Source organism: Flavobacterium sp. LC2016-13, assembly GCF_009707955.1.
GTDB lineage: Bacteria > Bacteroidota > Bacteroidia > Flavobacteriales > Flavobacteriaceae > Flavobacterium.
Window position 1 is genome coordinate 334834 of record NZ_WMDQ01000003.1, and the last position, 25866, is coordinate 360699.

Sequence of the window (25866 nt, forward strand, 5' to 3'; positions counted from 1 at the left end):
TAGATTTTTCTTTCTCAAAAAAGGAAATAAAAAAAACTAGTTTTCACACATAGCTATACGCAAAATGCTATGATTATTAATGCAAGTGAAACGCCTTATTTAGCGTTCCAAAAGCTATGTTTCTATGTGTTAAATTATACACCCAATACCTAAAAATTAATATTATGAAAAAATATATAGCCTTATTTTGCTTGGGAATATTCGCTTTTGGATGCTCTGATCTTGAAGAACATCCGGTGGGAGTTATTAGTCCTGACAACTTTTTTAACAATACAGACGACTTGCAAGCCGCTGTAAATGGAAGTTTCGCCAACATTGCCCACAATAATTACTGGGGAAGAGAATTTACAATTGCATTAATGTTACGCGACGACATGGCCGATATTGGTGACAGAACCACTCAGGCAGCGCGTATTGATGTTAATGATATGAATATGAATGATACAAACGCACTTGTTGCTAACTTTTGGCCGCAATCGTATATCATTATTACAGCAGCAAATCAGGCCATCGAAGGTGCTAAAAAAACACCCGGAGATCCTGCAAAAATAAACGCAATTGTAGCTCAGGCTTATTTTGCAAGAGCTTTTACGTATTATCATTTGGTTCGAATTTTTGGAGATATTCCGTATGTTGATTTTGTGGTAAACGACGTTTCTCAGGTAAATTCTTTAAGCAGAATGAAAGAAGCTGAAGTTTACCCAAAAATCATTGCCGATTTAGAATTTGCAAAACAATGGCTTGAAGACAAACCAAAAGTGAAAGCGGTTCCCGGAAAAGGTACTGCAGCAGGATATTTAGCCTCTGTTTATTTGACATTAGGAAACTACCAAAAAGCTTATGACGAAGCTAAATATGTTATTACAAACGAAGCTAAATTTGGTTTAGGATTAGATGCTGATTTTCAGGATTTATTTAATGCTACAAAAACTGCAACATTAAAAGAGCCTTTGTTTACGATTGACTTTAACAACTTGGTTTCAGGAAATTACGGTCAGGATTATACAGCGTTTTTTACAGGTTCTTTAAAAGATGATAGCTACAGCTATGGTCAGGGGTTTTCTGTAGCTGTGCCATCTCTTAAAGTATTTAACGACTGGGATCAGAGAGATTACAGAAGAGCAGTAAGTTTTGATACTATTATCAGAAAGAAAACCGGTCCGGGCGGAGCTTTACAAGTTTTTCCATCAAGTGATAACGAAAAAGCGCCAAGACCGCACATTGCCAAATACTTTCGTTTTCCGGGGAAAGCCGGAGCAAACGGAAGAACTTCTCAACACAACTATATCACAATGCGTTACGCTGAAGTTTTATTGACGGCTGCCGAAGCTTTAAACGAAATTACACCGGGAACTTTAGAAGCTGACGGTTATGTAAACCGAGTTCGCGCCAGAGCGAGAAACAAAGCAGGAAAACAAGTTTCGTTTCCGGCAAATGTAACTCCGGGTTTATCTCAGGCTGATTTTAGAAAAATGGTTATTAATGAAAGACGTTTAGAATTGGCTTTTGAATATATCAGATGGTATGACATTAAAAGGTTGAAAAACGGCCCTGAAGTATTTGGACCAAATGGTTTTGAACCACACGCTTTTAATCCAAATAAAGATTATTTATTTCCATTACCGGGAACTGAATTAGCCATAAACCCAAATTTAAAACCGAATAATCCTGGTTATTAATTTTAACTGAATTATTATTCTTGAACGCAGATGAAACGGATTCGCTATTGCGAAGACACGGAAAAAAACGGATTTTAAAAATAGTTTAAAAATCAGCGTTTTTGCGATAGTAAATCCACTTCATCCGCGTCTAAAATTTAGTCTAGAAGCTAAAAAAAATTAATTAGTAATATGAATAAAGTTAGTTTCATTTCTTTAATTCTTGGGTTTGCACTGCTTGGGACGGCGTGCAAATCCGGAATTAATTCTCCGACAAAAGCTACCGCAGCAAATGCACAAAATCTTCTGGAAAACCGATACAAAATGCTACTCGATTATCCGGTTGATTCGATGTCGATGCCGAGAAGCATGAGCATCAAAACCAATTTAATTAAAAAAGTACCGTCAAGAGACTGGACAAGCGGATTCTTTGCCGGAAACTTATGGCAATTATACCGACTTACAGGCGATGGCAGATATAAAGATCAGGCTGAAAAATGGACACTTTTTAGCAAAAAAGAAAGCGTTAATAGTAATTCACACGATGTTGGGTTCAAAGTGTTTTGCAGTTTTGGAGAAGCGCTAAAAGTGGAAAACAAACAAGAATACAAGGACGTAATTATTAAAGGTGCCGAAACTTTATGCACTCGTTTTAACGCCAAAGTTGGCGCAATACGATCTTGGGATTTCAATAAGGAAATTTGGGATTATCCCGTTATCATCGATAATATGATGAACCTTGAATTGCTTTTTGAAGCCAGTAAATTATCCGGCAATAAAAAGTATGAAAACATTGCCATTCAACACGCCAATACAACTTTAAAAAATCAATTTAGGGAAGACAACAGTTGTTATCACGTTATCGATTACGATCCGGCAACTGGCGCCGTAAGAAAGAAAACAACTCTTCAGGGTTATAACGATGATTCGGTTTGGGCACGCGGACAAGGCTGGGCAGTTTATGGTTTTACGATGTGTTATCGTTATACCAAAGATCCGGCTTATCTAAAACAGGCCGAAGCAACCGCAACGTTTTTTATCAATAATAAAAACCTTCCTGAAGACGGAATTCCGTATTGGGATTTTAAAGATCCGAGTATTCCAAATTCACCTCGCGATGTATCTGCTGCAACCGTTATGGCTTCGGCTTTGTATGAACTTTACGGGTATACTAAAAATAAAAGTTATCTGGCTTTCGCCGATAAAGTAATGACTTCGGTTCAAACCGAAAAATACATTTTAGATGCTAAAATTAAAGCGCCTTTTTTATTGGATCACAGCACCGGAAACTGGCCAAAACATGACGAAATTGACGAACCAATCATCTACGCCGATTATTATTTTCTGGAAGCGTTACTTAGAAAAAAGTGACAAAGGTTCAGAGCGACAAAGGTCTTTAGCCTTTGAACGTTTGATACTTGCTTTTTTTGAGCTTATGAACCTTTGTACCTCTGAGCCTTTGTACCTCTGAACCTTTGATCGCCTTTGAACCTCTGAACCTTTGAAACTTTGAAACTATTTATGAAGAACTACCTGTACCAACATAATACATTTTTAACTTTTGCGCTTTTTGTTTTTTTTCAGATTTGTCTGAGCAGCAGTTTTGCTCAGACAAAGATGAATATTGATGAAAACTGGCTCTATTTAGAAAATAGTACATCAAATCTAAATGATGCTCAAAAAGCTTCAAACTGGATTTCTCTAAATTTACCACACACCTGGAACGCCGAAGACGCAACAGATTTAAATCCGGGTTACAGGCGCGATGCAAGCTGGTATCAAAAAAAACTGAATATTCCTCAAATAGATAAAAACCAACGTTATTCTTTATATTTTGAAGGATCGAATGTAACGACAAAAGTATACGTAAACGGTAAAGAAGCCGGCGGACATATTGGTGGCTATATTGGTTTTTCGATCGATGTTACGAATTTTATAAAAGAAGGAAACAACGCTATTTTTGTACGCGTAGATAACAGTTATGACATCGAAATAATTCCATCGCAAAAAAGTGATTTCTTTATTTATGGAGGAATTACAAGAGATGTCTGGTTAGTATCTCAATACAAAAATCATATAGATAATTTAAAAATTACAACGCCTGAAGTTTCGGCTAAAAAAGCTTCGGTACAAATTATTTCTTCGATAGTAAATCCTGAAAATTCAGCTTTATCATTAACGGTGATTCTTAAAAATCCAAAAGGAAAAAAAGTCGCCAGCAAAACGATTTCAGTTTCAGATAAAACATCAAATATCATATTCGAAAATATCAAAAACCCGGAACTTTGGGATACCGATAATCCAAACTTATATTCCGTTTCAGCTATTTTATCAGAGAAAAACCAAATCAAAGACAGCGTTTCTGAAAAAGTAGGTTTCAGGTGGTTTGAGTTTAAAGATCACGGTCCGTTCTTTCTTAACGGAAAACGATTACTGCTTCGCGGAACACATCGCCATGAAGAACAAGCAGGAGTTGGTGCCGCCATGAGCAACGCACAACATCGTGCTGATATGGAATCTATTAAAAAAATGGGTGCAAATTTTGTTCGTCTGGCGCATTATCCGCAAGATCCTGAAATTTATAAAGCTTGTGATGAACTTGGTATATTAGTTTGGGATGAATTGCCGTGGTGCCGCGGCGGAATTGGTGATGAACTTTGGCAAACGAACACCAAAAATATGCTGGCAGAAATCATCAATCAAAACTATAATCATCCAAGTATTATAATCTGGTCTTTAGGAAATGAAATGAACTGGTTACCTGATTTTCCTGACGGCGATAATACGGAAAGAACAAATGTGTTTTTAACCGAATTAAATAATATAGCACACAAACTTGATCCAACGCGAAAAACGGCAATTAGAAAATATTACGAAGGTTCGAAAATTGTCGATGTCTTCTCCCCTTCTATTTGGTCTGGCTGGTATTCAGGAAGTTACAAAAGTTACCAAAAAGCCATTGATGTTTACAAAAAAGAATACAAACATTTTATTCATGCTGAATATGGCGGAGACAGTCACGTTGGGCGTCACAGCGAAAATCCAGTTACAGGCGAAGGCGTAATAAAAGCAGAAGGCTGGGAAGAAGCAATTGTACAAACTAAAGTCGCAAATGTGGCTCAAATTGGCGATTGGAGCGAAAACTACATCGTCGATTTATTCGATTGGCATTTGCATATATCCGAGAACGATCCAACATTTGTGGGTAATGTTCAATGGGCGTTTAAGGATTTTGCAACGCCATTACGTCCCGAAGATGATATTCCGTATATGAATCAAAAAGGACTTGTAGACAGAAATGGAGTTCCAAAAGACGCTTATTATGTTTTTAAAAGTTATTGGGGAAAAGAACCTTTTGCCTATATCGAATCGCATACCTGGACCGAACGCCAAGGACCTGAAAATTTGCCAAGAACAATTAATGTTTTTAGTAATTGCGAGAAAGTAACCTTGTATCATGAAGGAAAATCACTTGGAGAAAAACAAAGAAATCTTTCTCTATATCCTGCAAATGGCTTAACTTGGGATGTTAATTTTATAAAAGGAGAAAACAAACTGGTTGCAATTGGGAAAACGAAGGATGGAAAAACGGTTTCGGATACCTTAAAAGTAAACTATCGTTTTAATAAAAATGATACGGCAACTTCGTTACAATTGTCTTTTGAAAAATTAAAAAATGGCCATTATCTGGTTACGGCAATTGCCATTGACAATAACAATTTGCGTTGTCTGGATTATGAAGAAAGTGTTTATTTTCAATGTTTGAAAGGTGGAAAAACAATGAAAAACCAGGGAACTCCAACAGGAAGTGAATCAATAAAAATGGCAAACGGAAAAGCTTCGATTGAAGTTATTCCGGATGGCTCAAATAATCCGATTGAAATGACGGCTCTGAATCAGAGTTTTAAAGGAGAATATTTAAAAATAATGCCACAAAGTCACTAAGACGCAATTTTTTTTTCTCACGCAGATTTTGCAGATTGAACAGATTTAATTTTAAAAACTTTGCAAATAAATAATCTGCTCAATCTGCAAAATCTGCGAGGAAAAAATCATTTTAATCTGTGGCAGAAAAACATAAAAACAAATACAACTTTACCAATGAAAAAACTATTAACCTCATTACTCTTAACCTTATCCTTTTTGGGATTTGCGCAAAATCAAAACTTAATCTCAAACGTTCCAAACCGACATACAACTTCTTTAAACGGGGTTTGGAATTATATTGTCGATCCATACGAAACTGGATATTACAGCTTTCATCATGATGAATATGACAAACAGTCAAAACCATCAAATGCGGCATATTTTAATAATTATCATGCTGTAAACAAACAGGAATTGGTAGAATATGATTTTGATAAATCACCTAAAATTAATATTCCGGGCGATTTTACTTCTCAAATTCCGGAGCTTAAATATTACGAAGGAAACGTTTGGTTCAAGAAATCTTTCGATTATGATTTAGCTGCTAAAAAACGTCTTTTTCTGTATTTGGGTGCGATCAATTACAAAGCTGATGTTTATTTAAACGGTAAAAAACTAGGAACTCATATCGGTGGTTTTACGCCATTTAATTATGAAGTAACGTCGATTGTAAAACCAAAAGACAATTATTTGGTTATTAAAGTAGACAATACACGCCATAAAGAAGATGTTCCGACTATTAATACGGATTGGTGGAATTATGGCGGAATTACGCGTGATGTTACTTTAGTTGAAGAAGAAACTTCATTTGTTGAAGATTACAACATTCAGCTTAAAAAAAATAATGCAGCTTTGATTTCAGGTTTTATTAAAATCAATAATCCTGATGCAACTCAAAATCAGGTTTCGATTTCGATTCCGGAATTAAAAATAAATTATAAAGGAAAAGTTGGTGCTGACGGGATTTTGAATTTTGAGATTCCGGCTAAAAAAATCTCATATTGGTCTCCTGAAAATCCGAAATTATATGATGTTGCGATCGATTTTAACGGACAAAAATTAAAAGATAATATCGGTTTCAGAACGATTGAAACAAAAGAGGACAAGATTTTATTAAACGGAAAACCAATCTTTTTACGCGGGATTTCGATTCACGAAGAAAATGCAAAAGGCGGACGTGCGAATTCTGAAGAAGATGCTTTGCGTTTATTAAACTGGGCAAAAGAATTGGGTTGCAATTATGTTCGTCTGGCTCATTATCCGCATAATGAAAACATTATCAGAACGGCTGATAAAATGGGATTAATGGTTTGGGAAGAAATCCCGGTATATTGGACAGTTGAATTCACCAATAAAAGTACGTATCAAAATGCCGAAGATCAATTAACTGCCGCTGTAACAAGAGATAAAAACAGAGCTTGTATTATTATTTGGTCGATGGCAAATGAAACACCAATTTCAGATGCGAGAAATACTTTTATTAAAAATCTGGTCGATCACACAAAATCTTTAGATAATACAAGATTAATTAGTGCGGCATTATTAACACAAAGCGGTGCTGACGGATTTGGAACTATCAATGATGCAATTGGCGAATATTTAGATATTATTTCATTTAATCAATATTTAGGCTGGTATGGCGGAAAACTGGAAGATGCTGAAAAGATTTTCTGGAAAACGAAATACAACAAACCTGTAATTGTTTCTGAATTTGGCGGTGATGCCAAACAAGGTTTTCACGGAGAAAAAAATGAGCGATGGACAGAGGAATTTCAGGAATACTTATATATCCAGAATTTAAAAATGATCGAAAAAATACCTCATCTTAGTGGTTTAAGTCCATGGATTTTAGTTGATTTCAGATCTCCAAGAAGGCTTTTACCGGGAATTCAGGACGAATATAATCGTAAAGGTTTAATCTCAAACGACGGTGAAAAAAAGAAAGCTTTTTATATCATGCAAAGCTGGTATGAAAAAAAGAAAAAGGAATAACAATTTGATTCTTCTTATTGTTTAATCTCTTATTTTTGTATGAAACAAAAAACTCTTATGTTATGAAAAAATTCAGTTTATTGACCTTAATCTTTTTGATTGCGCTTTCTGTTAATGCTCAAGAAGTAAAATTTGCGCCTCTTGATGCCAGTCCGGCTGATATTGCTTATTTCCCAAATAAAGCTGTAAAATTTAAAAAAACAGATACGCCATCACCATTAATTAAGGTTATTTATTCGAGACCTTCTGCAAAAGGACGTGCTATTTTTGGAGAATTAATTCCTTTTAACGAAGTATGGCGTGTAGGTGCTAACGAAAATACAGAAATCAAATTCTATAAACCGGCAACTATAAACGGTGTTGCTGTTCCTGCTGGAACTTATAGTTTATTTGCTATTCCTGAAAAAGACAAATGGACGATCATTATCAATAAAGAAGTTGATTTATGGGGAGCGTATCCTTATGATTCAAGCAAAGATTTAGTAAAAATTTCTGTTCCGGTAAAAGCACTGGTTACTCCGGTTGAAGCTTTATCAATTGCTTTTACTTCAAAAGATAATTTGGCTAATTTAGTTATCGGATGGGATAAAACATCTGTTGAAGTTCCGATTACAATAAAATAATTTATATTTTTTATCGGTCAAAATAAAAATGAGACACTAATTTTAATATATTAGTGTCTCATTTTTTATTTGTAACCCTAACTGAACCATAATATTAACCAAATTCTAGTTCAAAGCATGAAAAAGAAATATTTACTTCTACTGTTTTTATTGGCAGCAAATTTTGGGAATTCCCAACAAAAAAATAAAATTAGTTATGAACAGCTAAAAGAGTATGAAGGCAGTTATGAATACCTCAACAAAACCACGCTAAAAATAGCTGCTTCACCAAAAGATACTCTTTTATATGCTATAATCAATGAAAGTAAATATCCTTTAAAATTTACCGAAAAGGATGTATTTCAAAATATGTCTAAAGAAAATGTGACATTTTTGAGAAATAAATTAGGAGCAATTACCGGCTATTCTTCTGAAGGAAATACTTTTAATTTATTAAATAAAAAGGTTGTCTTTCCTAAAGAAATGTGGTACCCAAGACTTAATGTTACTAAAGATTATAAGTACGCTTATATTCCTCCCAAAAAAGATCCACTTGATGGTTTAGCAACGGGCACGCTTGACAATTCCGGATTAGACAAAGCATTGTTGAATGAAATGATGCAGAAAATTGTGACTGGTTCTTATCCAAACGTTCACAGCGTTTTAATCATTAAAGACGGCAAACTTATATTTGAAGAATATTTTTATGAATACAACAAAACGAAGTTACACGAGCTTCGTTCTGCAACAAAAAGTTTTGTGTCTGCCCTTACAGGAATCGCTATTGATAAAGGTTTGATTAAAAGTAAAGACGAAACTGTTCTTTCTTATTTTAAGGATTATACTTTTAAGAATCTGACTGATGATAAAAAAGAAATCACAATTGAAGATTTGCTTTCTAATGAAAGTGGATTAGATTGTGATGTAAGTAATCCGAAAGCAGAAGGAAATGAAACAAAAATGAATAATTCTGATGACTGGATTCAATATACATTAGACTTGCCAATGATTGATGTTCCTGGCGCAAATGGAATGTATTGCTCCGGCAACCCAATTGTAATGGGTAAAATTATAGAAAGAGCTACAAAAATGGCTTTACCTGATTTTGCAAAACAAACGCTTTTTAAGGATCTTGCCATTACGAATTTTAAATGGAATTTTAAACCGGATGCTTCAAGTGCTGAAACTTTTTGCCAGTTGTATTTAAATTCAAGAGATATGGCAAAATTAGGTTTGCTTTATCTGAATAAAGGTGTCTGGAACGGTAAACAGGTTATTTCTAAAAATTGGGTACAAGAATCATTTACCAAACATTCTGTTCTTCAAGGCGTTAATTATGGCTATTTGTGGTGGCTTAAATATATCGAGGTCAACGGTGTTCGCTATCAGGGAAAAGTAGCGCAAGGAAACGGCGGACAGAAAATTTATGTTTGGGAAGATCAAAATATGATAACGGTTATTACAGGCGGAAATTATAATTCGCAATCATCAAGCGATGAATTAATTCAGAAGTATATTTTGCCTTCTTTTACAAAAAAATAATTTAAAAAGTAAGAATCTATAGTCGTAAAACGTAAGAAAATTTTTCAAGAATAAATTCAATAAATAAGGCTGTCAAATAAAATTGGGAGCCTTATTTATTTTAAGCTTTTTTATGAGATTATACAGGCTCAAAATATCTATTTTAAGTTAAAAAGTGGGAATTATATAACATTTAAGCAAAATTATGTAAATAGTATTTGACCTATAATTATATATTTGGCTGTATACAATAATAATTAATCGATTACATTGTTCCACAAACCTACCAATCAAGTTAATTATTATTATAATAAAACATGACCAAAACCAAGTGCAAATGATGCAGTATCGTACAGTCTTAATAAAATTTCGCAATAAGTTTATGCAGTGAGAATGCAATTAAAAGAAACTACTTATGTCCCCCAAATAATAAGATAGGTTCTTTCGATTTATGCCCTAAATCTATTCGTATTTATTTTATGATACCTGCATCATTTATTTTTTTAGAGAAATCAAACCGCTACATTTATTTTTTCTAAAAAAAAGTCCCTTTAATTGCAAAATATTTTTTTGCGCTTAAAGGGATATTTTTTTTAAAAGAAATTTTTCTTTCTTATCTAGTTTTATGCTTTTGCCGTAGATACATCTAAAATCTTATCTAATGTAATTGGCAAATCGCGAACACGTTTTCCGGTCGCATTAAAAACGGCATTTGCAATTGCAGGCGCCATTCCTACCAAAGCAGTTTCTCCAAGTCCTTTTGTCCCCATCGGGTTACTGACAGGATCTTTTTTATTGACAAAAAATACTTCCTGTTTTTCAATATCGGCATTGACCGGAACATGATAATCTGCAAAATTATTATTTATCGGACGACCAAAACGATGATCTATTTCCAAGGCTTCCATTAATCCCATTCCGATTCCGCCAACTGCACCTCCAAACATTTGTCCTGCCGAAGTTTTTTGGTTAATTACAGTTCCAATATCTGCACAGGAAACAACATGGGCAATTCTGATTTTACCTAAATTCGGATTCACTAATACTTTTACAAAATGTACAGAGAAAGAATAAATTGAATATTTCTTGGCTTCTTCTGTTCCTTTTGATTCTTTTTCTACAGCCAGTTCTTCTAATTTATTATCATTTAATAATGAAATTAAAGAAACCGTTTTAGCGCTGTTTTTGGTAGAAGTAATCGAACCATTGGCAAAAGCTAAATCTGTAACCGGAATATTTTTAAAATTCTGGTTTTCAGTCGCAAGTCCAAGTGCTTTACTAATCAATAAATTACAGGCATCATGCACCGCAGAACCTACAGATGACGTTGTTGCAGAACCACCTTGTGTTGGTCCTTTTGGCAGGCCGCTTTTACCCATTTCAATTACCACATTTTCAGCAGGAATTCCTGTTATTTCAGCTCCAATTGCCGTCATCATTGTTGCCGTTCCCGGTCCCATATCGTTAACACTGCATTGCAAAACCAAAGTTCCGTCTAATAAAAATTTGGCCTTTACAGTACTTGAATTTCTATAAGAACCAAAAGTTCCAGTTCCCATTCCGTAACCTACAAGCCATTCGCCTTCACGAACACTTCCCGGTTTATTATTTCGGTTTTTCCAGCCAATACGTTCCATTCCCGCTTCATAGCAATCTAAAAGATATTTGCTGCTCCACGGTTTATTTTGTTCCAGATCTTTTTCGGCATAATTACGTTTACGAAACTCAATCGGATCCATATCTAATTTATACGCTAATTCATCCATGGCACTTTCTAAGGCAAAAGAACCCGTTGCTTCTCCAGGACCGCGCATCCAGATTGGTGTACAAGTATCTAAAGGCACAATACGATATCGGGTAGAAACATTATCGCAGTTATAAATAAATCGCGACATGTTTACAGTACCTTCCATAAAATCTTCATAACTCGAAGTCATTGCGACCGCTTCATGCGTTAATCCGGTTAGTTTACCATCTTTCGTGGCTCCTAAACCCATTTTTTGAATCGTATAAGGTCTAAACCCAACATTGGTAAACATTTGTTCTCTATGCAAAACCAACTTTACAGGTCGGTTTAATTTTTTTGCACCAATAAGTGCAGCAATTTCGTATGGCCAAGTGTGTAAACCCATTCCAAAAGCGCCTCCAAGATATTCAGAATTTACAGAAACATCTTCAGCAGGAATTCCAAAAACACCAGCTACGCTTCTGCGAGTTCCCTCAACACCCTGGCTTTTGGTAAATAAACTCGGTTTATTTCCATCCCATTTTGCAATAATATTCGCCAACTCCATCGGGTTATGAACTTCTGTCGGAATCGTATATTCTTGTTCTAAAACAACTTCGGCATTTTTATAACCATCCTGAACACCTCTATGGTAATCATTGCCTTTATCTGTGTCTATTTTTTTCTCTTTGTCTTTCGCTTTATTAAGATCTGTGGTATGTTCTTCTTTTAAATATTCAGCTTTAATAAGACTCGCCGCATATTGCATTCTTTCGAACGTATCTGCAATTACAAGCGCAATTGGCTGATCGTAATACAATATAGAATCATCTTTGAAAACCTGAAGCGGCTGACCAAAATTGCGTTTGTCTTTTGCTTTTTCGTATCCAACTGGTTTATCTACATTAAGATGTGTAATTACGGCTAAAACTCCCGGCGCCCATTCGGCTTTTTTAGTATCGATAGATTTAATTCGTCCTTTTGCAATTGTGCTTCCAACCAAACATGCATAAACAACACCAGGTGTTTTATACTCGGCAGAATAGGTTGCAGAACCTGTTACTTTAGCAAATCCGTCAACTCTGTTTATATTACTTGTCTTGCTCATAATTCGAATTATTTAGATGCTGCTATTGTTAATGCTTCTGTGATGGCGTTTGGTCCGAGTGTCAATTTAAAATCATTGTCACCGTAACTTCTTGCGCCTTTCATAGCCAGGTCTGCTGCTTGTTTAAAAATAGTTTCAGAAACTGTTTTCCCTTTCAAAAATTCTTCTGCTTCAGTCAATCGCCAAGGTTTATGTGCCACGCCGCCCATCGCAAGTCTGGCATTATTTATTGTGTTGTTTTGAATATCTAAAGCAACGGCCACAGAGATTAATGCAAAAGCATAACTGCTTCGGTCACGTACTTTTAAATAATGAATGTTTTTGGTGAAATTATTATCCGGAATTTCTACTGAAGTAATGAGTTCTTTATTTTGAAGCGTGTTGTCTTTTTCCGGTGTATTTCCCGGAAGGCGATGAAAATCTGTAAACTTAATTTCTCTTTTTCCTTTCGGGCCTTCCACTAAAACTGTCGCGTCTAATGCTGCAAGTGCCACACACATATCACTTGGATGAACGGCAATACAGCTATCAGAAGCACCAAAAATAGCATGCATTCTGTTTGAACCTCCAATTGCGCCACAGCCACTTTTAGGAACACGTTTATTGCATGGCATATCTGTATTATAAAAATACGAACAACGTGTACGTTGTAACATATTTCCGCCCACAGTCGCCATGTGTCTTATTTGTTGAGAAGCTCCGGCCGCTAAAGCCAAAGCTAACAAAGGATGTTTTTCTTTGATTGATTTATCTTCGGCAACCTGACTATTTTTTGCCAATGCGCCTATAGAAACTTTTCCGGTCAGGAATTCAATTTTCTTTAAATCTAAACCCGTAATATCTACAAGTTTGTCCGGAGCAACCACGTTTTTTTTCATCAAATCAACTAGGTTTGTTCCGCCCGCAATAAACATGGCTGAATTTTCCTTGTTAATACTGGAAACGGCTGAACCGGATGATAATGCTCTGATTATTTGAAAGTTTTTCATAATTCCTTCCCTCCTTCCTTAACTTCGGTAATGGCATCAACAATGTTATGATAAGCTCCGCATCTGCAAATATTACCACTCATATATTCTTTAATTTCTTCTCTGCTGTTAGCGTGTCCTTCTTTAATACAGGCAATTCCCGACATAATTTGTCCGGGCGTGCAATATCCGCATTGAAAACCGTCATTTTTAATGAAAGCTTCCTGCATTGGGTGTAATTTTTTTCCTTTGGATAATCCTTCGATGGTCGTAACCTGTGCATTTTGCTGCATTGATGCCAAAGTTAAACACGACAAAATTCGGGTTCCGTTTACATGAACCGTGCAAGCACCGCATTGGCCGTGATCGCAACCTTTTTTTGTTCCTGTTAACTGTAAATTTTCTCTAAGTAAATCGAGTAAAGTTGTTCTTGGCTCAATGTTAAGATCGTGCTTTTTGCCATTTATTTCAATAGAAAGTGGAACTGTTTCTAAATATTCAGCTATTTTTTCATCCCATTTATTCTCTGACGCCATCACCAAAGAAGGCGGTGTCAGGGCGAGAGCGGTAAAAAGTCCTGATTTTTTTATAAAGTCACGACGAGAATTCGACTCGTCTTCTGTTGCTTTATGGTTGATTGTTTTTTTAGCAGCCATTCATTTCTGTATTAAATTAGCAAATCAATCTAGGTAATCCTAACAAATTTAACGATCTTAGATGAGAAAAAGTTATAAAATTCACACCAAAACCTTATTTAGAATAATTTCAATTGAGAGAAATACTATTACATTAAAATTCTAAATTGTAATTTTACAAGACTAAGTCTTAATTATGCCTCATCAACCCATTATATATCTCGATAATAATGCAACTACACGCGTTGATGAACGTGTTTTAGCAGTTATGCTTCCGTATTTTACAGAAAATTATGCGAATGCCAGCAGTAGCCATTTAGCAGGATTAACAGTAAATGAAGCTGTAGAAAATGCTGCCTGGCAAACTGCAAATTTAATTGGGGCTAATGAAGATGAAATCATATTTACTTCCGGAGCTACAGAAGCTATTAATTTAGCGATAAAAGGACTTTCTAATCAGGATAAAAAACATATTATTACAGTTGCCACTGAACACAAAGCGGTCTTGGAAACCTGTCACTATATGGAGACAATTGGGTTTGATGTGACGTATTTGCCTGTTGCTTCTGACGGACTTTTAGATCTTCATCTTTTAAACGAATCAGTTACAGATAAAACACTGATTATCATTATAATGAAATCAAATAATGAAATTGGTGTCATGCAGGATATTAAATCAATTTCTGCCATAGCGCATGCTAAAAATGTGTTGCTTATGTGTGATGCAACTCAGGCTGTTGGAAAAATTCCTTTGGATGTAAAAAAACTTGGAATTGATTTTTTAGTTCTTTCTGCACATAAATTTTACGGACCAAAAGGTGTTGGTGCTTTATACATTTCTTCATCTTTAAAAGTAAAACCGGAAACTCAATTGCACGGCGGCGGACAACAACGAAAATTACGCAGCGGAACGCTAAATGTTTCTGGAATTATTGGCTTAGGTAAAGCTTGCGAAATTGCTGAAAATGAATTAGAAAGCGATCAAAAAAGAATAACTGAATTACGAGATAAACTTGAAAAAGGTTTATTGCAAATTGAAGGTTCTTTTGTAAATGGAAATACGCAAAACAGAATTTACAATACTTGCAACATTTGTTTTCCGGGAGTTAATTCTGAAAGGTTGATTATTGCGTTACAGAATATTGCCGTTTCTAACGGATCTTCGTGTTCTGCGGTAACTTCAGAACCTTCGCATGTATTAAAAGCTTTGGGATTATCTGATGAAGAAGCGCTGAGTTCGATTCGTTTTAGTTTGGGAAGGTTTACAACTTTAGATGAAATTGAAGAAACTATTCTAAGAGTTCATGATTTAGTTATTCAATTTAGGAAATAAGGTTATTATAATCTTCCGGAGTATCGATATCAATGTTTCCTTTTTCAAACGGAACCGAAACTGTATCTTCTAAAAATCTATTGATTATTTTTTTTGCTCCTTCCTGCCCTTTTAACGCTAACAATTCTTTAAAATATTTTTTATCGAAAAGTACAGGCGTTCCCAATGTTCCGGCGTAAGCAGAAGCTATAATTCCTTTGTTGTTTTTTTCGTATTGATCCATTAAATTTTCAAAAATAATATTTGAAACATACGGCTGATCGCAAACGGCAAAAATACATTTTTCAATTTGCGGATATTCCAATAATAAATCACTTAATCCTTTTGCTATTGATGATGACATTCCAATTTCCCAATCCGGATTATAGCTTATTTTGATTTCATCTGTTTTGATTTCTTCTTTTATCAATGCATGATTTGAACCTGTTACAACAATAAGTATTGCGTTTCGAATTAACGATGCTTCTTTTATTGTGTTTTTTAAAAGTGTTGTGTTTTTATAAGCCAACAACTGTTTGGGCTGTCCTAATCTCGCAGAACTTCCTGCAGCCAAAATAACGATGCCCGTTTTATTTAAGATGTCATCTTTCATAAACAGTTGTATTATGTATTTTTTCTGTTTTAAATTTTAAAGAAGTTCCTTTTCTGGCACTTATTACGGCTTTAATTTCAGCTATTATCGAAAGGGCAATTTCTTCTGATGTTTCAGCGCCAATATCAAGTCCGATTGGACCATAAATTCTGTTTAATTGTTCCTCATTAATCGTTATGCCTTCGTTTTGCAAATCATCGAGCATTCGGTTTAATTTTGTTTTCGGACCAAGAATTCCAATGTAAGTACAATTTGTTTCTAACAGCAATTTTAGCATTGCTAAATCATATTTGTAATTGTGGGTTATTAATACGAAATAAACCTGATCGTCAATTGTTATGTTTTCTAATAATTGTTCGGGTTTGCTAACAAATACTTGTTTTGCTTCGGGAAATCTCTTTTGTGTGGCGTGTGTGGCGCGGCCTTCTCCTACTGTAATTTCCCAGCCTAAAATTTCGGCCATTTTTGCAAGTGGCTGAACATCATTTCCTGCTCCGATAATAACAATTGAAACGGGAGGATTTATATACTCTAAAAGTGCTTCGTTTTCGTTGTTGTCTTCTATTTTTTTTATGATTGAAGTTTTATACTGCAGTGTATCTTTTACCTCCGAAAAAATATTCAATGCGATATCATTTTGAAATAAAAAGGGCTGGTTTTCTCTATAAAATAATATGGTTCCAATTTGTGCTGCATTTCTTTTTAAGGAAAATAAAGTTCCGACAACTGCTCCTTTTCGCTCCCATTTTAATTCTTGTAAAAGCTTTATCGGATTATTTTGAATATTATCATCAATATACTCAAACAGAATATGTACGATGCCGTTACAGCCTAATTGCAAGCCAACTTCACTATCATTTTCATTACTTGTATTATATGTAATGAGTTTATTTTGCTGTTGATTTATAGCGAGTAAAGCTTTTCGTAACGCATCGCCTTCTAAACAACCTCCGCTGATAGCTCCTGTCAGGTTTCCATCTTCGGTAACGAGCATGCGTGCTCCGGGCTGGCGATAAGAAGATCCTTCTACTTTGACAACGGTGGCAAGAGCGGTCTTTTTATTGGCTTTTTTTGCTTCTGAATATGCTCTTAGAATTTCTGTAATTTCCCTCATAAGAATAAATACGATCAGCTTAAATAGTGCTGATTGTTTTTGATGTATTAAAAATAGAAAATATTACAAACTTAATCGTATTGAATGCGATTAAGTTTATAATATTCGTATTTAAAAATTACATTTTATTCTTAAAATTATGGTGTGAATTATTTTTTTAAGGTCAAAAAATAATTTAATTCTGATTTAATGATTTCTCTTTTATTGGTTAAGAGATACATCTTTTTGGGATTTTCACTTTTGTATCCGTAATAAATTCGATCAGATTCCGGCTTGTCCCAATTAAGCACATAAATTGTTCCGTCAGGATCGTTTTCTAATCCTCTTTCATAATTAAAGTTGCCTTTTTGAGTAAAGGTTTTTTCGGGTTGTTTTCCTTTATAAATAGTTGTCAATTCAAACTTATAACTTTCTATTGTTCCATCTCCTTGATAAATTTTCAATACCGTTTCAATTCCGCTACAATCAGCACAAGGCAAAAGACCTTCGTAAATATTTACTTTAATTAAGCTATCCTTTGCTATAACTGGGTTCTCTTTTGATAATGGTTTAATTATTTGCTCATTTTTTTTAGAATTACAGGAAATTAATTGTCCTGCTACAGCAAATATAAGTACTAAATTTCTCATGTTTTTCTACAAATATATTAAATATCTTACTAAATAATATTCTTCTGTATTTGATAACATTTGAAAGGATGAAATTACTATACAATTATTTAACATTAGCAACTTTAAAACAGGTAAAACTACGGTAAACCAAGACGTTAGCTTTTTTTAAATTCACTAAATAATAAGAAACCATTTCTTATTATTGATTAAATAAGCTATTTAGGAACAATAAAAAAATTGATATTATGAAAATAGGAATTATTGGAACCGGTTTTATTACTTTAGACTATGCTCATAGAGCCGCTGAATCTGGACATGAAGTATTGATTAGTAATCCGCGTGGCACGAATACTTTAAAAGAAATTGCTCAAAAAATGGGCAAAAATGTAAAACTGGTAAGCACACAAGAAGCTGCTGAAGCCGAGATTATAATTCTTTTTATTCCGCGAGAAGATTTGGAAATTTCTATCGATAACTTGCCTGACATGACGGGAAAGACAATATTACACACAAACAATCCTATTTTTAACCTAAAATCTTTTTTATCTACTGTTTCAGGGCAATCGTCATGCGATCTTGTAACGTCTTTATTACCAGCTGCACATGTCGTAAAAATATTTAATGCAATAGAACAGCCAACAATTTCAAATGATAGAAAAACTCATGAAAAAACAAAAATATTTTATGCCGGAGATAATCGAAGAGCAAAAAATAATGTGAAGGTATTTTTAGAAACGTTAAACTTTTCCGGAGTCGATCTCGCTGGTTACGTTAATTAATTACTATAAAAACAATTATTTTTTTCTACAATATATTTTGTATAATGAAGTTTTGTATTTTTATAATGTAATAAATTCTAATACACAACCTAAACCAAAAACTATGGGAAAATTTGTAATTACTAAAAGAGCGAACGGAGAATTTCAATTTAATTTAAAAGCCGGAAATGGGCAAACTATTTTAACTAGTGAGGGTTATTCTTCAAAAGCTGGCGCTACGAATGGGATTGAATCTGTAAAAACGAATTCGCAGGATGATTCTCGTTTTGACAGAAAAGAATCTAGCAACGGAAAACCGTATTTCAATTTAAAAGCTTCTAACGGTCAAATAATTGGTAATAGCGAAATGTATGAAAGTACTGCTGCCAGAGAAAACGGGATTGAATCAGTAAAAACAAATGCTCCGTCAGCAACTACAGATGATCAAACAGTATAGATAATCATAATATCATTTACATAAAAAAGGTTCTGCGCAAGTAGAACCTTTTTTGTTATAAGCTATCGAGCCAGTATTTAAATCATTAGAAGAATCTTGGCGTTACGAGTCTGGCTTTTGATTTCCTTATTAAGTCAAATCTTAAAAATAATTCATGAGAGCCTGAGTTATAATTTCCTATTCCTGTGGTATCATGATCGTATCCATACCCAATTTGTATTATGTCTGTAACCTGAAAACCGGCCAATGCACTTACAGCGGCATCCCAACGGTATGCTGCCCCAACGGTAAATTTATCGTTTATTAAAAAACTTGCGGATACATCTACTGAAATTGGCGCACCAAAAACGGCTTTTACCAAAGTCGCCGGTTTAAATTTTAAATTAGGATTTAGATTTAGTACATAACCTGCAATAATATAAAATTGTGATTTTGCCGAATAGACAGTTTCTTTAACATCATCATAAAAATTGGTTTTTAATAATTTTGGAGATGATAAACCGATGTACCAATCAGGAGAATGTATGTAAAAACCAACGCCTACATTTGGCGAAAACTGAGACATTTCTCCAACAAAATTCGGATCAGGATTTTCAGGATTTAACATGGAATAATCGACTGAAAAATTATCGAAACCGCCACAAATACCAAATGAATATTTTATATCTGTGCCCCCTAAAATGGTATAAGCAAAATTTGCCATTAAGCCAATATTACTTGCAGGACCAATTTCATCATTTACGATATCCAAACCAATGCCATTGGCACCGGAACCAATTGGGGTCTGGATTGAAAAATTCATCGTTGTTGGTGCGCCATCCAAACCTACCCATTGCGTTCTGTATAAACCCATTGTTGTTGCTACTTGTCTTGATCCTGTATAACCGGGATTAAAAGTCATAGTATTATACATATATTGCGAATATTGTGACTCTTGCTGTGCTGAGATACTAAATGTGCAAAATAAAAATAACATTAAAAAGAGTAATTTATTCTTCATAGATTTACTTATTAGAGTTATCAAACATTTAATTATTACAGTGATAAAAAAACTGATAAGCAATGTCTTTCTAAAGAACATGTACCCTTGGCATAAGTTGTTTTATTTCAAGGCGTAGAATCGTTAACGGCAGAACAAAAAATAGCATGCATAAACAAATATTATTTAGGATAACATGTTTACGGTACGGGTTGAGAAAAAATATTAATTAATTGGCATGAAACAATTAAAGGAAGAATTTAATGCAAATTATGCACTGAAATTAAGTAGTAGGTGTAAAAAACAATCTTTCTTTAATTTTAATTAGATGTAAATATAACTAATCATAAAATACTAATAATCAAATAGTTACTTTATTAATAAAAATATTTCCTGAAGTTATTATTCTTTAAGGATTTATATTTTTGTGTCTGGGTCAATTTTTAAATTTGTCCGAATTTTTTTTTATAGCGACATAACTCTTCTTCTGTTTTTTTTAAAAGTTTTTCGAGGAGTTTTATTTTATCTTCGTAGAGTGTTTTTAAGGTTTCATTATCGGCATTTATCATAATACTGCCATTATTGTTTCCTTTTACGTTATTGAAATTATTGAAGTATTTTTGACTGTCAAAACTAATAATGTCTTCTACGCTAACTTCTAATATTTTGGCAATTTCAACTAATTTTATATAAGAAAGAATGGTTTTTCCTTTTTCAATTTTACTGTAACCTGCCTGCGTGACACCTAGTTGATCTGCCATATATTCCTGCGTATAATTCTTAAGCTCTCTTATGCTTTTTATTTTATTTTTTATTGAAGTGGCCATAAACTTTATTTGGGGGATGGTATAGCTATTACTACAATGGATAATCTTATAAACTACTACATTTGTAGGATAATGAAGCAGTTATTTTTTTTTCTGTTTTCTTTTATTGATAATGATAAAACCATACACAATTGCAATAAACATAAATGCAAAATCGAAATTTGATATTCCGAATATTAATTTATTCATTTTCTTCTGAAGCTTTATGTAATTTGTAAAATTCGATCAAACTTCAAATTCAAATACTGATCAATTTGTTTTCCGATGGCAGGTCGATCGAAAGCGTTAATTTTGGTCTTAATTTCTTTTTTATAAATATCTTTTACAATAACATAATAGTCGAATTCAGGGTCGTTATGAAATCTCAAAATAATTAAAATTGTGTAACACAGTAAAACAGGTATTATGTAATACAACTCAACTATATCTGAAAATATCAAAAAATAATAGGCTAAAGCTGTGACGGTAACAAAAACACTATTTTCAAAAAGGTAGGATTTCTTTTTTTTCAGTAATCCGAGTTCTACAATTTCATTAAAATTGTATTGCCAGTGTTCTGATCCGTAGTAAAACTGGACTTGGTCATGCGTAAGGGTAATGAACATAATTAATTAATCTTTATTATAACACGAGAATTTGTTGTAAAAAACTTAAACCAAGTGGCAGCTCAAAAATCAATTTCATTTTTTAAATTTTGGCATAAAAGAAGCTAAAAATCTAAATAAACCTTGGAGTCGCAATATTACGCATAATCTACTATCTTATTCTTACAAACCCTCTTATAGAATATAACTATGAGTTGTAATTCAATCTAAATATAAATTTTTACTTATTTTTTGATTTTCCCGTTTAGGGATTTACTTATGTTATTTTTTTTGCGTTGGCCTTGAAATCCGTGATGCTTTTCAAAAAAATATTAAATCTGTTTTGTTTATAAAGATTGTAAAAAAAACAAACAACTGTTTTATAGCTTTTATCTTAATATTATAAAATAAGCACGTTTAATTCAATTTGAAAAAATTCACTTTTTTAGTTAAAAATTAATTTTCAATGTTATTTTTTCACTTGTAATGTTATAAGTAAGAATTAACTTCTGATCTGTTTTGTGTACTTCATAATGGTATATAATGAAAATGCCCGCAGAAATTGCGGGCATTTTTTAATTATTAATCATATCTTGAATTCTCGTAAATGAAATTTTGGGATTTGCTCCGGGAGCTGCGGCAACCAAAGCTCCAACGGCACAAGCAAAATCAATTGCTTTTTGAGGTTCTGTATCTTTGAGTAAATACGTTATCAAAGTTGCCAAAAATGAATCTCCCGCGCCTACCGTATCTGCAACTTTAACGGGATATCCATCATTTTCATAAAATTTCCCTTTCCAAAAAAGCAAGGCGCCATCTTTGCCTCTGGTTACACAAATAGCTTTTGTGTTCGTTTTTGCTGAGATATAATTCACGTTTTCTTCAATACTAGTAAAAGATGATCCCAAAGCTGTGGCAATTTCAATTATTTCTTCATCATTAAACTTTATAAAATCAGCGGAAAGCATCAATTGCTCCAGGATTTCGTATGAATAATGAGGTTTTCTTAAATTGACATCAAATACTTTATAAACTTTTGTTTCTAACAATTCTTCAAGTGATTTTCTTGAAACTTCGTCACGGCAAACTAAACTGCCATAGATCAAAACATCAGCATTTGTAACCAAATTTTTCGCCAAATCATTTAGCACAATTTTATCCCAGGCTGATGGATAATTGATCACATAACTTGCCGAACCGGTTTCGTTTAAAGTAACATTGACCAATCCTGTCGGAAATGATTCTGATTGCATAATAGCATCAGTTTCAAGTCCTAATTGTTTCACCTGAGTTAGTATTGCGCCTCCATCTTCATCTATTCCAACACAGCTTATCATGGCAACTTCACAACCTAATGTTTTCATTCGTAATGCTACATTTAGTGGTGCTCCGCCAATTTTTTTTTCATTGCCAAAAACATCCCAAAGTACTTCTCCGTAAGCTACTGCTTTAAGATTTTTATCGTTATTCATTCTAAGATTATTTTATTTCCTTACTTATACAAACAAAAAAAGGGCGATCAATTGCCCTCTTTTTTGATATAATATAAAGATAAAAATATTTTTTTAATTTTTAATCTAATAAAAAAACGATTAATCCTCTTGCTCCATGCGCTCCTAAAACTAAAGATTGCTCAATATCTGCTGTTTTTGACGGACCTGCTATAAAAGTTCCGAAACCGTATTCCTGATTTCCAATTCTCTCATAAGCCTGATGCATTGTTGCAACAAGATCTTTTTTATGTACTATAATTGCCAGATATTGCGCAATAAAAGGCGAAACTCGTTGCCCTAAAACAGCATCGGTTACCCAAAGAGCACTATTTTCTGCAACGCCAAAATGCGCTTTTATAATCGTTAATTCAACATTTTGGAGCGAATGCGCATCATCATTTGTCCAGTCTAATCTCGCAATTTCAGAAAGCTCGGGAATTGTTGAAATGATTCTCTTTTCGACTGCATAATTTGTTTTTATGTAGTTGATGATTTCGTCGTAATTCGCAACTTCTACAGAATCTCCTCCAATATTTTTCAATATCGTTTTATAGGTTTGAAGAATATCAAAATGCTCAGATCCCAAAACATTTAAATTTGGAAGTTCTGTAACGAAACCAGGTTGATTCTGTTTTATTTTTTTTAGAATTTCAGCTTTACTACTCATCTTTTTTCGCTTTAGATTCTCTTGAATTCTTCTTGTACCATTCTCTAAAAGATTCTTGCGGAACAGCTGGCATTTCGCGTTGGTCGTACCATTTGTTCATTTTATTATTGACTAACGATGGAATGTTTTTCATTACAAATCTTCCTGATTTTCCGGCAATATTAAAGATTGTTGGATTCGCCAAAACGGTTGCCATTGTTTTCATCGCAACTGTTTTTGCTGCTGGCGTATGCCCTTCTTTAACCAAAACCTGACGCCATTTGTATAATTGATCGTGAATGTCAATTTTTACGGGACAAACATTGGTACAAGAACCACAAAGCGTACTTGCAAATGGTAAATCGGCATTTTTGCTCATATCGAGATTAGGTGCCAAAATAGCGCCAATTGGTCCGGCAACAGCATTATGATAACTGTGTCCGCCACTTCTTCTGTAAACCGGACAAGTATTCATACACGCGCCACAGCGAATGCATTTTAGAGAATTTCTAAAATCTTCTCGTCCTAATTGTGTGCTTCTGCCATTATCGACAATAACAATATGAATTTCTTTTCCGTCTCTTGGTTTTTTAAAATGACTTGAAAAAGTCGTAATCGGTTGTCCTGTTGCACTTCTCGCTAATAATCTTAGGAAAACGCCAAGATGTTTTCGTTGCGGAATCAGTTTTTCAAATCCCATACAGGCAATATGAACGTCGGCTAAATGTGCACCCATATCAGCGTTTCCTTCATTAGTACAAACTACGATTTCTCCTGTTTCGGCAATGGCAAAATTAACTCCGGTTAAAGCTACTTTTCTGGTTAAGAAGGTATTTCTTAAACTTAACCTTGCAGATTCGGTTAAATATTGAGGATCTATATTCCCTTTTTCTGTTCCTAAATGTTCATGAAAAGTTTCGCTTACATCTTCTTTTTTAAGGTGAATGGCTGGTAGAACGATATGACTTGGTGGTTCTTTACGAAGCTGAACAATATATTCTCCTAAGTCAGAATCGATTACTTCTATACCTTTTTCGGCTAAATAATCATTCAAATGACATTCTTCCGTAAGCATCGATTTTGATTTCACCATTTGCTTTACGTCATGTTTTGCCATGATCGAATGCACAATTTCATTATGTTCTTTGGCATCGGCTGCCCAATGTACAATAATGCCGTTTTTTTGAGCATTTGCCTCAAATTCAATTAAATAATCATGAATATTAGAGAGTACATTATTTTTTATTTGCGAAGCTGTTTCACGAAGTAATTCCCAATCCGGAATTTGATGTGCGGCTTTGTCACGCTTTTCACGAACAAACCAAAGCGTTTCATCATGCCAGTTTACACGTTCTACATCTTTATTAAAACGTGTTGCGGCTTCGCTATGTTCGATTATTTTTTTTGAAGACATCTTTTATGAATTAAAAGTAAATTTTGAAATTATGTGAATTTCTAAATCTTTTAGTTTTCGAACGAATTTAAAATTTCGGCAATATGAATGGTTTTTATGTTGCTTTTTTGTCTTTTCAGAATTCCTTCTAAATGCATTAAACACGACATATCGCCACCGGTTATATAATCAACATGATGATTTTCATGGTCTTTGATTCTGTCTTGTCCCATTTTTACAGAAACGGCTTCTTCTGTAACGCAAAATGTTCCTCCAAAACCACAACATTCATCTTTTCTTGCCAGCGAAACCAAATCCAAACCTTTTATATTGCTTAATAATTGTTCGGGTTTTGAGAAAAATGGCGCGTTTAATTCTGTCATTTGCGAAAGCTTTAAGCCTCGTTGACCATGACAACTTACGTGCATTCCAACTTTATACGGAAAACTCGCCTCGATATGATCTACTTTAAGAATATCAGTAATAAACTCTGTCAATTCGAATACTTTTTTTCTCATTTCAGTTGCCAACTCTTCTTGCTTTTCATCATGTAAATGTTCTTTCACATGCAAAACACAACTTCCTGACGGACAAACGATATAATCAAAACCAGTAAAATTGGCTATAAAATTGGCATCGCATCCTTTTGTTAAATATTGATAACCGCTATTAGCCATTGGTTGTCCGCAACAGGTTTGTCCCATCGGAAAATGTACTTCGCATCCTAATTTCTGTAAAAGTTCATAGGTTGCTATACCCACTTTTGGATAAAACTGATCGACATAGCACGGTATAAAAAGTCCGATTTTCATATTCTTGGTAATTATTTTTATTTTTTCACGCAGATTTTAAAATGATTTAGGCAGATGTGCACAGATAATTATTCAAATTAATCTGCATTAATCTGCATTGATCTGCATTGATCTGCATTGATCTGCATGA

The 25866-nt window shown here is 34.0% G+C and carries 22 protein-coding genes; 9 read left to right on the forward strand and 13 right to left on the reverse strand.

What is annotated here, in order from left to right; translation table 11 throughout:
• Positions 1 to 164: 164 nt before the first annotated feature.
• From GKZ86_RS08530 to GKZ86_RS08555, 6 genes are all read left to right on the forward strand, one after another.
• A complete protein-coding gene (locus tag GKZ86_RS08530; RefSeq protein WP_154782690.1) occupies positions 165 to 1679 on the forward strand; it encodes a RagB/SusD family nutrient uptake outer membrane protein in 1515 nt (504 codons plus the stop codon).
• 171 nt (positions 1680 to 1850) lie between these two features.
• Entirely contained in the window at positions 1851 to 3029 is a 1179-nt protein-coding gene (locus GKZ86_RS08535; protein ID WP_154782691.1) for a glycoside hydrolase family 88 protein, read from the forward strand.
• A 150-nt stretch (positions 3030 to 3179) separates the two neighbouring features.
• A complete protein-coding gene (locus GKZ86_RS08540; RefSeq protein ID WP_154782692.1) occupies positions 3180 to 5603 on the forward strand; it encodes a glycoside hydrolase family 2 TIM barrel-domain containing protein in 2424 nt (807 codons plus the stop codon).
• Between the two features lie 156 nt (positions 5604 to 5759).
• Positions 5760 to 7577, forward strand: coding sequence for a glycoside hydrolase family 2 protein (locus GKZ86_RS08545; RefSeq protein WP_154782693.1), 1818 nt, complete (start codon positions 5760 to 5762; stop codon positions 7575 to 7577).
• Positions 7578 to 7639: 62 nt separating this feature from the next.
• On the forward strand, positions 7640 to 8200 hold the full coding sequence (locus tag GKZ86_RS08550) for a DUF2911 domain-containing protein (RefSeq protein ID WP_154782694.1): 561 nt from the start codon (positions 7640 to 7642) through the stop codon (positions 8198 to 8200).
• Between the two features lie 117 nt (positions 8201 to 8317).
• The gene (locus GKZ86_RS08555) at positions 8318 to 9721 is read left to right on the forward strand and encodes a serine hydrolase (RefSeq protein ID WP_154782695.1); all 1404 of its coding nucleotides are present in this window, start codon (positions 8318 to 8320) and stop codon (positions 9719 to 9721) included.
• A gap of 602 nt (positions 9722 to 10323) precedes the next feature.
• Here the strand turns inward: GKZ86_RS08555 and GKZ86_RS08560 are convergent.
• Genes GKZ86_RS08560 through GKZ86_RS08570 form a run of 3 tightly spaced genes read right to left on the reverse strand, consistent with a single transcriptional unit; the run spans position 10324 to position 14158 of the window.
• Positions 10324 to 12534 (reverse strand): xanthine dehydrogenase family protein molybdopterin-binding subunit, encoded by a 2211-nt coding sequence (locus tag GKZ86_RS08560; protein WP_154782696.1) that lies wholly within the window; start codon positions 12532 to 12534, stop codon positions 10324 to 10326.
• Positions 12535 to 12542: 8 nt separating this feature from the next.
• Complete coding sequence (locus GKZ86_RS08565; protein WP_154782697.1) at positions 12543 to 13523, reverse strand: xanthine dehydrogenase family protein subunit M; 981 nt, start codon at positions 13521 to 13523, stop codon at positions 12543 to 12545.
• On the reverse strand, positions 13520 to 14158 hold the full coding sequence (locus tag GKZ86_RS08570) for a (2Fe-2S)-binding protein (protein WP_154782698.1): 639 nt from the start codon (positions 14156 to 14158) through the stop codon (positions 13520 to 13522). The genes GKZ86_RS08565 and GKZ86_RS08570 overlap by 4 nt, the downstream gene beginning before the upstream one ends.
• A 175-nt stretch (positions 14159 to 14333) precedes the next feature.
• Here GKZ86_RS08570 and GKZ86_RS08575 point away from each other — a divergent pair, with 175 nt between their 5' ends.
• A complete protein-coding gene (locus GKZ86_RS08575; RefSeq protein WP_154782699.1) occupies positions 14334 to 15470 on the forward strand; it encodes a cysteine desulfurase family protein in 1137 nt (378 codons plus the stop codon).
• On the opposite strand, the gene GKZ86_RS08580 is transcribed toward GKZ86_RS08575, so the two are convergent.
• The 3 genes from GKZ86_RS08580 to GKZ86_RS08590 form a co-directional block, all read right to left on the reverse strand.
• Positions 15460 to 16062: an NTP transferase domain-containing protein gene (locus GKZ86_RS08580; RefSeq protein ID WP_154782700.1), complete on the reverse strand. Its 603-nt coding sequence runs from the start codon at positions 16060 to 16062 to the stop codon at positions 15460 to 15462. The two genes, GKZ86_RS08575 and GKZ86_RS08580, sit on opposite strands and share 11 nt — an antisense overlap.
• Entirely contained in the window at positions 16052 to 17176 is a 1125-nt protein-coding gene (locus tag GKZ86_RS08585; RefSeq protein WP_154782701.1) for an XdhC family protein, read from the reverse strand. The genes GKZ86_RS08580 and GKZ86_RS08585 overlap by 11 nt, the downstream gene beginning before the upstream one ends.
• A 149-nt stretch (positions 17177 to 17325) precedes the next feature.
• Complete coding sequence (locus GKZ86_RS08590; RefSeq protein ID WP_154782702.1) at positions 17326 to 17805, reverse strand: copper resistance protein NlpE N-terminal domain-containing protein; 480 nt, start codon at positions 17803 to 17805, stop codon at positions 17326 to 17328.
• A 227-nt stretch (positions 17806 to 18032) separates the two neighbouring features.
• On the opposite strand from GKZ86_RS08590, the gene GKZ86_RS08595 reads away from it, so the two are divergent.
• Entirely contained in the window at positions 18033 to 18566 is a 534-nt protein-coding gene (locus tag GKZ86_RS08595) for an NADPH-dependent F420 reductase (RefSeq protein WP_154782703.1), read from the forward strand.
• Positions 18567 to 18669: 103 nt separating this feature from the next.
• On the forward strand, positions 18670 to 19002 hold the full coding sequence (locus GKZ86_RS08600; protein ID WP_154782704.1) for a YegP family protein: 333 nt from the start codon (positions 18670 to 18672) through the stop codon (positions 19000 to 19002).
• 85 nt (positions 19003 to 19087) lie between these two features.
• Here the strand turns inward: GKZ86_RS08600 and GKZ86_RS08605 are convergent, their stop codons facing one another.
• The 7 genes from GKZ86_RS08605 to GKZ86_RS08635 form a co-directional block, all read right to left on the reverse strand.
• Positions 19088 to 20002: a type IX secretion system membrane protein PorP/SprF gene (locus tag GKZ86_RS08605; RefSeq protein ID WP_154782705.1), complete on the reverse strand. Its 915-nt coding sequence runs from the start codon at positions 20000 to 20002 to the stop codon at positions 19088 to 19090.
• A gap of 422 nt (positions 20003 to 20424) precedes the next feature.
• The gene (locus tag GKZ86_RS08610) at positions 20425 to 20808 is read right to left on the reverse strand and encodes a helix-turn-helix transcriptional regulator (RefSeq protein ID WP_154782706.1); all 384 of its coding nucleotides are present in this window, start codon (positions 20806 to 20808) and stop codon (positions 20425 to 20427) included.
• A gap of 203 nt (positions 20809 to 21011) precedes the next feature.
• Positions 21012 to 21413 (reverse strand): hypothetical protein, encoded by a 402-nt coding sequence (locus GKZ86_RS08615; protein ID WP_154782707.1) that lies wholly within the window; start codon positions 21411 to 21413, stop codon positions 21012 to 21014.
• 554 nt (positions 21414 to 21967) lie between these two features.
• Complete coding sequence (locus tag GKZ86_RS08620; RefSeq protein ID WP_154782708.1) at positions 21968 to 22864, reverse strand: carbohydrate kinase; 897 nt, start codon at positions 22862 to 22864, stop codon at positions 21968 to 21970.
• A gap of 100 nt (positions 22865 to 22964) precedes the next feature.
• Positions 22965 to 23552: an LUD domain-containing protein gene (locus GKZ86_RS08625; RefSeq protein ID WP_154782709.1), complete on the reverse strand. Its 588-nt coding sequence runs from the start codon at positions 23550 to 23552 to the stop codon at positions 22965 to 22967.
• Positions 23545 to 24945: a lactate utilization protein B gene (locus GKZ86_RS08630; RefSeq protein WP_154782710.1), complete on the reverse strand. Its 1401-nt coding sequence runs from the start codon at positions 24943 to 24945 to the stop codon at positions 23545 to 23547. The genes GKZ86_RS08625 and GKZ86_RS08630 overlap by 8 nt, the downstream gene beginning before the upstream one ends.
• A gap of 50 nt (positions 24946 to 24995) precedes the next feature.
• A complete protein-coding gene (locus GKZ86_RS08635; RefSeq protein WP_154782711.1) occupies positions 24996 to 25736 on the reverse strand; it encodes a (Fe-S)-binding protein in 741 nt (246 codons plus the stop codon).
• Between the last annotated feature and the right edge of the window lie 130 nt (positions 25737 to 25866).